This is a genomic window from Pseudomonas fragariae (ex Marin et al. 2024) (genome assembly GCF_059621105.1).
This window is the reverse complement of sequence record NZ_CM184369.1, coordinates 3,788,975-3,802,119: the sequence shown is the minus strand read 5'-3', so window position 1 is coordinate 3,802,119 and position 13,145 is coordinate 3,788,975. Positions and strand designations below refer to the sequence as shown.

The window sequence follows — 13,145 nt, the reverse complement described above, 5'->3', positions numbered from 1 at the left end:
CTACGCGAATTGTTTGTCAAAACCCAGGGATGTCACTCCGTCACAAGCAAGACCATCAAGGAACAACCATGAGTGCGTTGCCCCAAAGCGCCCGGCCGCCGCTTTATAAAGCGCTGGCTGACTACAAGAGCGCGTTGATCGGTGTCGGTTGTTTTACCGCGCTGATCAACGTGCTGATGCTCGCCCCATCGATTTACATGCTGCAAGTCTATGACCGCGTACTGACCTCACAGAACCAGACCACACTGGCCATGCTGACGTTGATGGTGGTCGGGTTCTTTGCGTTTATCGGCCTGCTGGAGATGGTCCGCAGCTTTGTGGTGATCCGCATCGGCAGCGAGCTGGAAAAGCGTTTCAATCTGCGCGTCTATCAGGCTGCGTTCGAGAGCAACCTGCACGCCGGACAGCGTCAGGCTGGACAGGCGCTGGGTGACCTTACTTTCATCCGCCAGTTTCTCACCGGGCCGGCGTTGTTCGCGTTCTTCGACGCTCCGTGGTTCCCCATCTACCTGGCGGTAATCTTCCTTTTCGACCCCTGGCTAGGCGTGCTGGCCAGTGTGGGGACGGTGTTGCTGGTCGGACTGGCCTGCCTCAACGAATGGCTGACCCGCAAACCGCTGGCCGAAGCCAGCGGCTACTCGCAGCAGTCTGCGCAATTGGCGACCCGGCACCTGCAGCAGGCCGAGGCGATCCAGGCGATGGGCATGCTTGAGGTCTTGCGGCGCCGCTGGTTCCATGTGCATGGGCGCTTTCTGGCCCTGCAAAACCGAGCCAGTGATACGGGAGCGGTGATCAGTTCGATCAGCAAGGCCCTGCGTCTGTGCCTGCAGTCGCTGGTGCTGGGCTTGGGCGCACTGCTGGTGATAAATGGAGACATGACCGCTGGCATGATGATCGCCGGTTCGATCCTCATGGGTCGGGTTCTGAGCCCTATCGACCAACTGATCGCCGTCTGGAAGCAATGGAGTTCTGCACGCCTGGCTTATGGGCGCCTCGACCAGTTACTCAAGACCTACGCCGAGCCCGCGCCGCGCATGCCGCTGCCGGCGCCGCGTGGTCAGATCAGTGCGGAACAGGTCAGCGCTGCGCCTCCCGGCAAAACGTCACCGACGATTCAGCAAGTGAGCTTTCAGTTGCAGGCCGGTGAAGTGCTCGGCGTGCTGGGCGCATCCGGCTCCGGCAAATCGACCCTGGCACGCGTGCTGGTCGGTGTCTGGCCGGCGCTGGGCGGAACGGTACGTCTGGACGGGGCCGACATGCATCGCTGGGACCGAGAGGCGCTGGGTCCCTATATTGGTTATCTGCCGCAGGATATCGAGCTGTTCGGTGGCAGCGTGGCGGAAAACATCGCGCGCTTTCGCGAGGGTGACGCGAGTGCCGTGGTCGCTGCCGCGCAACTGGCGGGCGTACACGAACTGATTCTGCGCCTGCCGCAAGGCTACGACACGCGGCTGGGCGATGATGGCGCAGGCTTGTCCGGTGGTCAGAAACAGCGCGTCGCGCTGGCCCGTGCGCTGTATGGCGATCCGCGACTGGTGGTGCTCGATGAGCCCAATTCCAATCTGGATGCCGCGGGTGAAGCGGCGCTGACTCAGGCGATTGCTGAACTCAAGACCCGCGGCTGCACTGTTGTGCTCGTCACCCACCGTACGCAGTCGTTGAACCAGACCGATCGTCTGCTGGTGCTGAGCGAAGGTCGCATGCAGGCATTCGGCGCCACGGCTCAGGTGCTGCAGGCCTTGTCGGGACAGCCATCGTCCACACAAGCACCGCAAGCGCAGCCTCAATCGCAATCCCGTCCGGCACCTGCCGGGCTTTCCATGAGCCGTCAGTACGGCACGCAGAACAGGCAGTCCGACGTATGAACAGCCCTATCGACACTCATTACGCCATGCCGGGCAAGGAGCGCGGCGTGCAGTTCTTTGTTCGCGCCGGCTGGATTCTCATGTTGGCGGGAGCGGGCAGTTTCTTTCTGTGGGCCAGTCTTGCCCCTCTGGATCAGGGCATTGCCGTGCAGGGGACGGTGGTTGTTTCTGGCAAGCGCAAGGCTGTGCAGTCGCTGGATGGCGGCGTGGTCAGCAAAATTCTGGTCAGTGAAGGCCAATTGGTGAAAGAGGGCGAACCACTGTTTCGCCTTGATCAGACTCAGGTCGAAGCGGACGTGCAATCGCTGCGAGCCCAGTATCGAATGGCCTGGGCCAGCCTGGCGCGCTGGCAAAGCGAGCGCGACAACCTTGACGAGGTTCGCTTCCCCGCAGAACTGATTGCCGCCGGGCAGGGGCAAGACCCCGACCCTCGGCTGGCGCTGGTGCTTGAAGGGCAGCGCCAGTTGTTCAGCAGCCGGCGCCAGGCGCTGGCGCGCGAGCAATCCGGCTTGCAGGCGAGCATTGAGGGTGCCGGACTGCAACTTGCCGGTATGCGCCGTGCCCGCTCGGATCTGCTGGCCCAGGCTGACTCGCTACGCAAGCAACTCAGTAACCTGGAGCCCTTGGCGCAGAACGGGTTCATTCCCGGCAATCGCTTGCTGGAGTTCCAGCGTCAGCTTTCTCAGGTGCAACAGAGCCTGGCGCAAAACGCAGGCGAAACCGGACGTATAGAGCAAGGTATCGTCGAATCGCGGTTACGCCTTCAGCAGCAGCGCGAGGAGTACCAGAAAGAGGTGCGCAGCCAATGGGCCGATGCCCAGGTCAAGGCGCTTACCCTTGAGCAGCAACTGGCCTCGGCCGGTTTCAGTCTGCAACACAGCGCCATCCTTGCGCCGGCTGATGGCATCGCCGTCAATCTGGGCGTGCACACCGAAGGTGCGGTGGTGCGTGCCGGCGAAACCCTGCTGGAAATCGTCCCACAAGGCACACGGCTTGAAGTTGAAGGGCGGCTGCCAGTGCAACTGATCGACAAGGTCGCCAGCCATTTGCCGGTCGACATTCTGTTTACCGCGTTCAATCAAAGCCGCACGCCGCGGGTTTCCGGTGAGGTGAGCCTGATTTCCGCCGACCAGATGCAGGATGAAAAAACCGGCCAGCCGTATTACGTGCTGCGAACTTCGGTGGGCGACGCGGCGCTGGAAAAACTCAACGGGCTGGTGATCAAACCCGGCATGCCCGCTGAAATGTTCGTGCGCACGGGTGAGCGCTCGCTGCTCAATTATCTGTTCAAACCTTTGCTGGACCGTGCCGGCTCCGCGTTGACGGAGGAATAGGATGTCTCGTCATCCCTTTAAAGCCGCTCTGCTGACGGCCATCCTGCTGGGTACTGCACCTTTGAGCCAGGCCATGGGCCCGTTTCAGGTCTATGAATTGGCGCTTCGCAATGATCCGGTTTATCTGGGCGCACTCAAGGAGCGCGACGCGGGCCTGGAGAACCGGGTGATTGGTCGTGCCGGCTTGTTGCCTCGCGTGTCATACAGCTACAACAAGGGGCGCAACGATTCCAAGGCGACCCTCAAAGGCAGCGCTCAAGACACCACCGACCATCGCCACTACAACAGCTTTGGCTCGAGCCTGACGGTTCAGCAGCCCTTGATCGATTACGAGGCGTACGCCAATTACCGCAAGGGGCTGGCTCAGGCGCTGTTTGCCGACGAGACCTTTCGCAGCAAGAGCCAGGAATTGCTGGTGCGGGTGTTGACCCTGTACACCCAGGCACTTTTCGCCCAGGACCAGATCAATATCGCCCGTGCCAAGCAGCAGGCGTTCGAGCGCCAGTTCGCGCAGAACCGGCAGATGTTCGAGCGGGGAGAAGGCACGCGCACCGATATTCTCGAAGCCGAATCGCGCAACGAACTGGCGATTGCCGAGCAGATCGAAGCCAGCGATGAGCAGGATGCGGCCTTGCGCGAGCTGGCGGCGTTGTTGGGCGAACCGAGTATCGATGTTGCGCAGCTGGAGCCATTGAGGGACAGCTTTCAAGCGTTGGTACTGGCACCGTCGAGTTTTACCGAGTGGCATGCGCTGGCCATGGCCAACAGCCCTATCCTGGCCTCGCAACGTCAGTCCCTGGAAGTGGCGCGATACGAGGTGGAACGCAACCGCGCAGGGCATCTGCCGACGGTGAACGCCTACGCAAGTATCCGCCAGAACGAATCGGACAGCGGCAACACCTACAATCAGCGTTACGACACCAACACGATAGGCATCGAGCTCAGTCTTCCGTTGTATGCCGGAGGTGGCACCAGTGCCTCGGTGCGCCAGGCCAACAGCAAGCGCGAGCAGGCTGAATATGAGCTGGAGGGCAAGACCCGGGAAACCCTGATCGAGCTGCGTCGCCAGTTCAACGCCTGTGCGTCAGGGGTGAACAAGTTGCGCGCCTACCAGAAAGCGCTGATCTCGGCGCAGGCACTGGTCGAGTCGACGCGCCAGAGCATTCTGGGTGGCGAGCGCATCAGCCTGGATGCCCTTAACGCCGAGCAGCAGCTCTACAGTACCCGTCGCGATCTGGCAAAAGCCCGTTACGACTATTTGATGGCCTGGATCAAACTGCATTACTACGCCGGCACCTTGCGCGACACCGATCTGGCGCGCATCGACGAGGCGTTCGTGGTGGCGCGCTGATCAAGCCTGCCTGGCGAAGCGTTGCAATGAAAAAGCCGAGAGATCCACATCGCTCTTGCCATCAATACAACGTTGCGCCAGCGCCAGTCCGAGCCCGGCCGAATGCTTGAAACCGTGGCCGGAACAGGCCGAGACCACCGTCACGTTTTTCAGGTGCGGGTGTTCATCGATGATGAAGTGGCAGTCCGGCGTGACGGTGTAGGCGCATACCGAGGACTTGACCACCTTTGGTGTCAGTCCCGCAATCCTGCCCTGCACCTGGGTGCGGAACATCTCCTGTTCTTCCCACGCGCTAATGGTGCGGTCCAACCGGTCAGCCGCTGACGTCTCGAGGTATTGCTCGGTGGCGACCTTCATGCTGTTTTCACCGGACAGCGGCGGGAAGCCGTAATTGACATCGGCTTCGCCCGGCCCGTGACTCAGGATGAAGCTTGGCGACGGCGCAGCAAAGACAGCTTGGTGCTGCAACTCGAACCAGAACAGCTTTTGCCGGCACACCCGCAGCAGGTCGCTGAACGGTGCGCCGAGCAACCCGGACGACCACATGCCCGCGCTGACTACGACCTTGTTGGCGATGATCGAGCCCTTGTCGGTGATGATTCGTACCTGATCGCCATGCGCCTGTAAGTGCGTGACCGTTTCGTGGGTCAGCAGACGCGCGCCGTGTTGCCTTGCCAGCTTGAGTTGTACGGCGATGCAGCGCTCGGGCCGAACGAATCCGCCTTCGGGTTCGAAATAGCCGATGGCGCTGTCCAGCACAGGAGAGAACTGAGGGAAACGCTCGCGAATCGCTGCAGCCGCCAATACCTCGTGCTTCACCCCATGAGTGCGGGCCAGGGCGATGGTCTGATGGGTGAAGTCGTTGACGTCCTCGGGATCGTAGGCCGGGCTGGAGGTCATCACCAGCACACCGCATTGTTCGAACAGCGACTCGCCGCTCAATGCTTCAAGTTCGCGCCAGATGTGCTGTGAGCTGCGTACCAGTGGCAGGTATTGCGGACCTTCACCGGCCGAGAGTCGCGTGATGCGTGTATCGCCGTGACTGGAGCCCTGTGTGTGCGGGGGATCGTAGCGGTCGATACCAATCACATCGACTCCGGCCTTTGCCAGCTGATAGGCAGTGGCAGCACCCATGGCACCCAGGCCGAGTACGGCCACGTTACAACGCTGTTGCATAGGGGAGCCTCGATAAATCGTCTATCTCACTATGGACAGTCTGTCGAATCAACCGCCAAACGTGCATAAGGTTATGTCAGGCGGCCTCGTTGGCCATTACAGATGCCATCACACCGGGATTGCAGACCCCCGTCAAAAATTTACGCTTGCACTGCACAGGGTTTTTAAGGTCCGAAATCGATGAAAAGTTGTCCACGGAAATCGTGGGTATGTCTGTGGGTAACTTTTTGAAACCCTTGTTACACGTGGCTTACAGCTGTGTGGTTAATTTATGAACAGCCCCTGTTTTGCACTTCTATGGTGCTGTCATCCGGGTACAAAACAGGTCCGCTATAAGCGACTTCGGGCACAAAAAAGAAATATTTTCCAAAAAAAAGCGCGACCCTCATCAGGTCGCGCTGCTGTGTTGCGGATCCAGCCGGTGGCCGTTACGCGACAGGCTGATCACTCCATTCACCATTGACCAGACGACGCAGGCCCAACGGGTTGGCGTTCTGCAACGCAGGTGGCAACTGGCTGTCCGCCAGGTTCTGATAGCAGACCGGGCGCAGGAAGCGGTCGATGGCCAGGGTGCCCACCGAGGTACCGCGTGCGTCCGAGGTGGCCGGGTATGGGCCGCCGTGAACCATGGCCTCGCAGACCTCGACACCGGTCGGGTAGCCGTTGAACAGAATGCGCCCGACTCTCTCTTCGAGAACCGGTTGCAGCCAGCTGTACGTGCTCAAGTCCGCGGGCTCACCGATCACGGTCGCAGTCAGCTGACCACGCAAGGCTTGCAGCGCGTCCTTCAACTGCGCATCGTCGGCGACTTCGATCAGCAGCGTGGTTGGGCCGAAGACTTCCTCTTGCAGCAACTGATCACCGTTCAGCAGCAGGCTGACGTCAGCCTTGAACAGCTGCGCCTGAGCCTGCTTGCCTTCCTGGGGTTTGCCGGCCAGATGCGTCACGCCAGGGTGCGCCATCAGGTGTTCCACACCTTTGCTGTAACTGCGCAGGCCGCCCGCGTTAAGCATGGTCTGCGGAGCCTGACTGCCCATCTGTTCGGTCAGATGCTCAACGAATTTTGAGAACGCCGGTGAGCGCAGGCCGATGACCACGCCCGGGTTGGTGCAAAACTGACCGGCACCCATCACCACCGAGCCCGCCAGCTCCTTGGCCACGGTTTCACCGCGAGCCTGCAAGGCTTCTGGCAGCAGCACGACCGGGTTGATGCTCGACATCTCGGCAAATACCGGAATCGGTTGCGGACGTTCGGCAGCCATTTTGCACAGTGCGTTGCCGCCGTTCAGCGAACCGGTAAAGCCGACGGCCTGGATGGCCGGGTGCTTGACCAGACCTTCGCCAACGCCGTTGCCGAAGATCATGTTGAACACGCCTTTGGGCATCTGCGTACGTTCGGCAGCGCGAATGATGGCGCTCGCCACCAGATCGGCGGTCGCCATGTGACCGCTGTGCGCCTTGAACACCACTGGGCAACCGGCGGCCAAGGCCGCCGCGGTATCACCACCGGCAGTGGAAAACGCCAGCGGGAAGTTGCTCGCTCCGAACACCGCAACCGGGCCGACACCGATACGGTATTGGCGCAGGTCGACGCGTGGCAGCGGCTTTCGATCCGGCAGTGCCAGGTCGATACGTGCACCAACAAAATCACCGCGACGCAGAACTTTGGAAAACAGGCGCATCTGGCCACTGGTGCGACCGCGCTCACCTTGAATTCGCGCCTGGGGCAGGGCGGTTTCCTGGCAGACGATGGCGACGAAGTCATCACCCAGCTGGTCAAGTTCATCGGCAATGGCGTCGAGGAAGTCGGCGCGACGGGCCGGGCTCAGCTGACGAAATTCCGCAAACGCAGCCTTGGCAGCCAGTGCCGCGGCGTCGATTTCGCCGTCGGTGGCCTGATGAAAACTGTAAGGCAGCTCTTCACCGGTGGTGGCATCCAGGCTTTTTTGCAGGCTCTGGCCCAAAGCGCTGCGGCCGCCAGCGATGAAGTTCTGGCCGAGAATGTTAGGCATCGGTATCTCCTGTTGTTTTGAGGTTGGAGGTCGGCAGGGAAGGTATCCGGACCGGCGCTCCTTATGGGTTGCCGAGTTGCTTTACAGATTGTCAGTGATGGGGCGTTTAAAAGCAGGCCAGCCATCATTTTTTCAGTTACCAGTGGGCAGTCATCGTACAACCTGATTCGCTGCCTGTGCAACTGTCGACCTTATTTGCCAGGCCGAGTGCCGTTGCTCTTTATAGTGCATGGGCGCGCTCAAGCCTCTATCGTGGCGCGCCTTCATGACCTTTTGAGGTATTGCAGTGCATCCAGCACCTGACGCAGGGCCTTGCTGACCGGTTTGTCCTGGCGCAAGGCGATTCCCAATGTGCGACTCAGCGCTGTTGCCAGTGGCAGCATTTGCAAGCCGCGGCGATGGTGCAGCGCAGCAACGGCCATCCGCGGCACGATGCTGTAGCCCAGGTCTGCGGCGACCATTTCCTTGATCGCTTCGATACTGCCCAGTTCCATGACCGGTTTTACCCGGATCCCGGCGTGCAGGAACCATTCATCGATCAGCAGACGCGTACTGCTGCCTGCTTCGAATACGACCAGCGGTTGTGCGCTGAGGCGCTCCGGGGTCATGTGCGCCGGCATCGGTCGCTGGCTGCCGGCGAAGATCGCCACGAACGCATCCTCAAGCAGCGGCGTGATGTGCAGACTGCGGCTGGCGGCGGGCAGGGTGACCAGTGCCAGGTCCAGAAGGTTTTCTTCGACCGCCTTGAGGATACCTTCGGTGTTGCCGGTACTGACGCGCACATCCAGTTCCGGGAAGCGCCGACGCAGCGCCTGCAACATGGGCGGCAGCAGATGGATGCAGGCTGTCGCGCCGGTGCCGATGGCGATTTTCCCGGCAACGCCGCTGGCATGGCTGGACAGCGCCTGCAGAGCGTCTTCGACCACCGCATCGATGCGCGCGATATGCTCCAACAGTACAGTGCCTGCGGAGGTAGGTTTGAGGCGTTTGCCGACCCGTTCGATCAGCTGCAGCTTCAACTGATCTTCCAGTTGTCGCACGTGCAGGCTGACCGCTGGCTGGGTCAGGTGCAGACGCTCTGCCGCCGCAGAAAAACTGCCATGGGCGATGACCAGCGAAAACGTGTGCAGGTGATTGAGGTTCAGCCGACGCATGACAAAGTATTTCTTATGCTGTGGATGATAAATCATAGCTTTTTTAATGTCGTGGCGAGCGGCATCATTGCGGCCATTCACAGACATTCGTACAGAGTTCGGACATGACTTCAACCTTTGACCTGCGTGACGCCCGCGACGATGACATGCCCGCTGTACAGGCGATTTACGCTGACCACGTGCTACACGGGATTTCCAGCTTCGAGCTGGAGCCGCCTGACCTGGCAGAATTGCTCCAGCGTCGTCGCATGGTCCTCGCCAAAGGCTTGCCTTATATGGTCGCCGAGCGCGATGGCGACATTGTCGGCTATGCCTATGTCACGCCGTATCGGCCACGTCCAGGCTACCGCTTTACCGTGGAGGATTCGGTGTATGTGCGCGATGGGCTCGGCGGGCAGGGGATCGGTCAGGCGCTGTTGAGTGCCCTGGTGCAGCACTGCGAAGCGGGCGGCTGGCGGCAGATGATTGCGGTTATCGGCAACAGCCAGAATATCGCGTCGTTGCGCCTGCATGAGCGTCTCGGCTTTCGCCGGGTTGGAGTGTTCGAATCGGTCGGCTTCAAGCATGGCCGCTGGGTAGACACGGTGCTGATGCAGCGCATGCTGGGCGAAGGCTGGGGCAGTGTCCCGGTGGAGCGCACCTGAACCTGTCACGGCACTGCTGTACAAGATGAAATTGTCGAACAATCCGACTCAATAGCGTTGCCAGCGCTTGCCTGAATGGTTAGGGTACGCGGCTGTTCAAGAAGGAGCCTGATATGACTCGGCATGACCCCACGGAAACGGGCACGGCAGTCACCCGACAGCGACGCGCGCCAAAGGGCGAAAAGCGCCGCGAAGAACTGCTCGATGCGGCCCTGCAAGTGTTTTCCCTTGAAGGCTATACCGGCGCTTCGGTGGCCAAGGTGGCAGCCATCGTCGGTATTTCCGTCGCCGGATTGCTGCACCATTTTCCGAGCAAGATCTCGCTGCTGATGGGCGTGCTTGAGCGACGCGACGAGGTCAACGGCCGAATTGCTGCCGAAGTCCGTACCGATAACACCCTGACCGGTCTGCTCGGCGGCTTGCGCGCGATCAACCGCTCCAACGCTACGGCGCCCGGCGTGGTACGTGCATTTTCGATCCTCAATGCGGAAAGTCTGCTGGAAAACCAGCCTGCCTTTGAATGGTTCCAGACGCGCTACGAGCGTATTCACGCGCACTTGCTGGGACAGTTTTCGGCTTTGGTGGAGCGCGGGGAGGTACGTGCGGATGTGGATCTGGACAAGATCATCCGGCAGATTCTGGCGATGATGGATGGTTTGCAGATTCAGTGGTTACGCTTTCCCGATCAGGTGGATCTGGTCGAGTGTTTCGATACCTACATTGCGCAGGTCGATGCAGCGGTAAGGGCTCGTCCCTGAGCCTTTATTTGTCCGTTTACCCTTCAGTCAGCTAACGCTTACTCAACGGTCTGCTTGAATACACCGCCGGTCTTGACCGGTGGTTTCTCGACCAGGACCGAGTTCAGAGCGGAGCGTGGCAGCGGGTTGCTGCTGGTGGTCGACAGTTCCTGACGGAACGAGTTGACCAGCTTGGCGTTCAGGCGGATGTCCTGCGACGACGAACCGAGCGAGATGTTGAAGGTGTCGGCATCGACCACCCACTGCTTGCTCTTCTCATCGAAGTAGGCCAGCGAGCGATCATTCAGCTCGATGGTCACACGCTTGCTTTCACCCGGCTTGAGGAACACCTTCTTGTAGCCTTTGAGTTCCTTGATCGGACGCTCGACTTTCGGGTTCTGCTGGCCCACATACAGCTGAGCGACTTCCGAACCACCGACCTTGCCGGTGTTGCTCAGGTCGAAGGACACCTTGATCGGTGTATTGCCGACCGCGACGCCCGGCGTGACCTTGATGTTGCTGTAGCCGAACGTGGTGTACGACAGACCGTAGCCGAACGGATAGAGCGGCTTGATGCCTTTCTTCTCGTAACCGCGATAACCCAGCAGCAGGTCATCCTTGTAATCCATGTCGGTCAGAGTGTTCTGGTTGTCGAATTTCGGGAAGGAAGCGTAGGCCGGGTTGTCTTCGATGTTGCGTTCGATACTGATCGGCAGCTTGCCCGACGGGTTGACCTTGCCGAAGAGGATCTCGGCCAGGGCCTGACCACCGTTCTGACCCGGATAGAAGGCGTGCAGCGCTGCTGGAACCTGTTCGATCCAGTCGCTCATCTTCAGACCCGTACCGCCATACATGGTCACCACGGTATTGGGGTTGACCTTGGCGATGTTCTGGATCAGCTCGTTCTGGAACTCAGGCAGATCGAAGCTGTGGTCGAAACCTTCACCTTCGTATTCGTTGCTGTTACCTACGGCAACCACGACGGCGTCATAACCGGACAGGTCCTGAGGAGCGTTCAGCGAGGCGGAGCTCAACTGCACACCTACCAGGCCGCCCATGGTCGACAGGTAGCCGGCACGACGCGAGTACTCGAGCTTCACGTCGTAAGACTGGCCCGCTTCCAGATTGATCTTGGCGAACTCTGGAATGGTTGGCGGAATGCTGTTGCCCGGAAGCGGCTTGCCGTCACCGTTGTCGATGATTTTCTTGCCGTTGACCCACAGACGCACCGCGCCGTCGGCACGCACCTTGAACACCTGCTCGCCGCTCTGGGTCGGAGTCACCTTGCCGGTGTAGCGAATCGAAGTCGACGATGTATCGCCATTCAGCTGGCCAGCGGTCGAACCTTTGCTGGCGTACGGATCGGACGTCGAAGTGTTGCTTTCGAACGGCAGGTTCTTGTCGTTGGCCCAGTCCAGGTCAACGTGCTTCTCGGTACGCGTGACAGCGGCATCACCAGACCAGTTGGTGTTGCTGAAGTACTCGACCTTCATGCCCTGGACTTCGTTGCCAGTTGCGTCGGTGGTGGTCCAGGCACTGGTGCTTGGGTCCAGCGACAGGCCTTCGATGAAGTCGACCTTGGCGTTAGGCGCGATCTGTTGCAGGCCGCTCAGTTCGCTGACGTAATGGCTGGCCATGACGTTGGCGCTGCCGAAACCGGTGGGTGGCGAGTACTTGGCCAGGGTGCCGACAACGGCGATTTTCTTGACTTTCTGCTTGTCCAGCGGCAGCAGATTGTCCTGGTTTTTCAGCAGTACGATACCTTCACGCGCAGCGTTCAGAGCAACCTTGTTGCTGGTCGAGCTGTTCATGTTGTGCGTGGTCAGCGGCGTCTTGCTGTCGAACTTGTACAGGTAGATCTGCTTAAGGATGCGGCGGACCTTGTCGTCGATGGTCGCAGCGCTCAGGTCGCCGGCGTCCAGATGCGGCTTCAGCACGGAGCTGTTCATCTGGTAGCCCATCATGTCCAGATCGGTACCGGCGCGGGCAGCGTTGAAACCGTGAACGACAGCGTTGTAGTCGCTCTGTACGAAGCCTTTGAAGCCCCATTCCTTCTTCAGGATCTGGGCGATCAGGTGGTCGCTTTCGCAGGCGAAATCACCGTTCACCTTCTGGAAGGCACACATCATCATCGCCACATTGCCGTTTTTCGACGACGATTCGAACGCAGGCAACGACATTTCGCGCAGCACGCGCTCTGGCATTGTCTGATTCAGATTGAAGCGGTTGCTTTCCTGGTCGTTGGCCGCGTAGTGCTTGGCGTTGGCCCATACACCACGAGACTGGATACCGTTGATGACGCCCGGTGCCAGGCTGGCGCCAAGGAACGGGTCTTCACCGGAGAGGTATTCGAACGCACGGCCGCCGTACGGCATGCGGTACAGGTTGACGCCGGGGCCAGTGATGAACTGGTAGCCGCCGACGGCAGTGTCATAACCCAGCGCACGGCCGAGGTCGATGGCACGACGCGGGTTGAAGGTGGCGGCCAGGTTAGGGCCGGACGGGTAGACAACACCCTGATCGTTGCCTTCGCTGGTGTAGCGCACGCCCACACCGCCGTCAGCGCCGTGGATCTGCGGGACGCCGTAATTGGTCAGTGGCTTGACGTCCCAGCCGCCGGTGCCGCCAATGTAGGCCAGCTTTTCTTCCATGGTCATCTTGGCCAGGGTTTTCTGTGCGGCTTTTTCGGCGCGATCTTCACGCCCTTGTTGTACGGTAGGGTCAGCGGCGTGCACCTGGGATACTGCCAATGCCAGCAAGGCCAGCGCCGAGTGCGCGCCTATCATCTTTCGCTTGTTCATATTGCTCTCCAACTGCGTTTCAAATAACTGTCTGCCTGCGCACGTGCGCAGGATAAATGCGTTCTTATTTA

Annotated in this window: 9 protein-coding genes; 5 read left to right on the top strand and 4 right to left on the bottom strand. The window is 60.1% G+C overall.

From position 1 onward, the window contains the following. Nucleotides 1-68: 68 nt before the first annotated feature. The 3 genes from AC54XV_RS16235 to AC54XV_RS16225 are packed head-to-tail and all read left to right on the top strand — an operon-like array spanning nt 69 to nt 4,550. On the top strand, nt 69-1,865 hold the full coding sequence (locus AC54XV_RS16235) for a type I secretion system permease/ATPase (protein ID WP_003405043.1): 1,797 nt from the start codon (nt 69-71) through the stop codon (nt 1,863-1,865). Beyond that, nucleotides 1,862-3,199, top strand: coding sequence for an HlyD family type I secretion periplasmic adaptor subunit (locus AC54XV_RS16230; protein WP_060406443.1), 1,338 nt, complete (start codon nt 1,862-1,864; stop codon nt 3,197-3,199). The genes AC54XV_RS16235 and AC54XV_RS16230 overlap by 4 nt, the downstream gene beginning before the upstream one ends. Nucleotide 3,200: 1 nt before the next feature. Next, nucleotides 3,201-4,550, top strand: a complete 1,350-nt coding sequence (locus tag AC54XV_RS16225) for a TolC family outer membrane protein (protein ID WP_003405041.1) — start codon at nt 3,201-3,203, stop codon at nt 4,548-4,550. Here the strand turns inward: AC54XV_RS16225 and solA are convergent, their stop codons facing one another. The 3 genes from solA to AC54XV_RS16210 all read right to left on the bottom strand — a co-directional run bounded on the left by solA (nt 4,551) and on the right by AC54XV_RS16210 (nt 8,892). Continuing rightward, entirely contained in the window at nt 4,551-5,726 is a 1,176-nt protein-coding gene (gene solA, locus AC54XV_RS16220; RefSeq protein WP_104652518.1) for an N-methyl-L-tryptophan oxidase, read from the bottom strand. It abuts the gene before it with no gap. Between the two features lie 428 nt (nt 5,727-6,154). Continuing rightward, nucleotides 6,155-7,738 (bottom strand): aldehyde dehydrogenase (NADP(+)), encoded by a 1,584-nt coding sequence (locus AC54XV_RS16215; protein WP_104652519.1) that lies wholly within the window; start codon nt 7,736-7,738, stop codon nt 6,155-6,157. Nucleotides 7,739-8,001: 263 nt separating this feature from the next. Beyond that, nucleotides 8,002-8,892, bottom strand: a complete 891-nt coding sequence (locus AC54XV_RS16210; protein ID WP_024652448.1) for a LysR family transcriptional regulator — start codon at nt 8,890-8,892, stop codon at nt 8,002-8,004. Between the two features lie 104 nt (nt 8,893-8,996). On the opposite strand from AC54XV_RS16210, the gene AC54XV_RS16205 reads away from it, so the two are divergent. Together AC54XV_RS16205 and AC54XV_RS16200 are read left to right on the top strand one after the other, a co-directional pair. Continuing rightward, on the top strand, nt 8,997-9,536 hold the full coding sequence (locus AC54XV_RS16205; protein WP_024639654.1) for a GNAT family N-acetyltransferase: 540 nt from the start codon (nt 8,997-8,999) through the stop codon (nt 9,534-9,536). Nucleotides 9,537-9,649: 113 nt separating this feature from the next. After that, a complete protein-coding gene (locus AC54XV_RS16200; protein ID WP_003405030.1) occupies nt 9,650-10,294 on the top strand; it encodes a TetR/AcrR family transcriptional regulator in 645 nt (214 codons plus the stop codon). A 38-nt stretch (nt 10,295-10,332) separates the two neighbouring features. Here AC54XV_RS16200 and AC54XV_RS16195 read toward each other — a convergent pair whose 3' ends face one another. Next, the gene (locus tag AC54XV_RS16195; RefSeq protein ID WP_053275556.1) at nt 10,333-13,074 is read right to left on the bottom strand and encodes a beta-glucosidase; all 2,742 of its coding nucleotides are present in this window, start codon (nt 13,072-13,074) and stop codon (nt 10,333-10,335) included. Between the last annotated feature and the right edge of the window lie 71 nt (nt 13,075-13,145).

Coding starts and splice junctions, on each gene's coding strand:
- AC54XV_RS16205 (WP_024639654.1), top strand. CDS start 8,997: ATGACTTCAACCTTTGACCTGCGTGACGCCCGCGACGATGACATGCCC.
- AC54XV_RS16225 (WP_003405041.1), top strand. CDS start 3,201: ATGTCTCGTCATCCCTTTAAAGCCGCTCTGCTGACGGCCATCCTGCTG.
- AC54XV_RS16235 (WP_003405043.1), top strand. CDS start 69: ATGAGTGCGTTGCCCCAAAGCGCCCGGCCGCCGCTTTATAAAGCGCTG.
- AC54XV_RS16195 (WP_053275556.1), bottom strand. CDS start 13,074: ATGAACAAGCGAAAGATGATAGGCGCGCACTCGGCGCTGGCCTTGCTG.
- AC54XV_RS16210 (WP_024652448.1), bottom strand. CDS start 8,892: ATGCGTCGGCTGAACCTCAATCACCTGCACACGTTTTCGCTGGTCATC.
- AC54XV_RS16230 (WP_060406443.1), top strand. CDS start 1,862: ATGAACAGCCCTATCGACACTCATTACGCCATGCCGGGCAAGGAGCGC.
- AC54XV_RS16200 (WP_003405030.1), top strand. CDS start 9,650: ATGACTCGGCATGACCCCACGGAAACGGGCACGGCAGTCACCCGACAG.
- solA (WP_104652518.1), bottom strand. CDS start 5,726: ATGCAACAGCGTTGTAACGTGGCCGTACTCGGCCTGGGTGCCATGGGT.
- AC54XV_RS16215 (WP_104652519.1), bottom strand. CDS start 7,738: ATGCCTAACATTCTCGGCCAGAACTTCATCGCTGGCGGCCGCAGCGCT.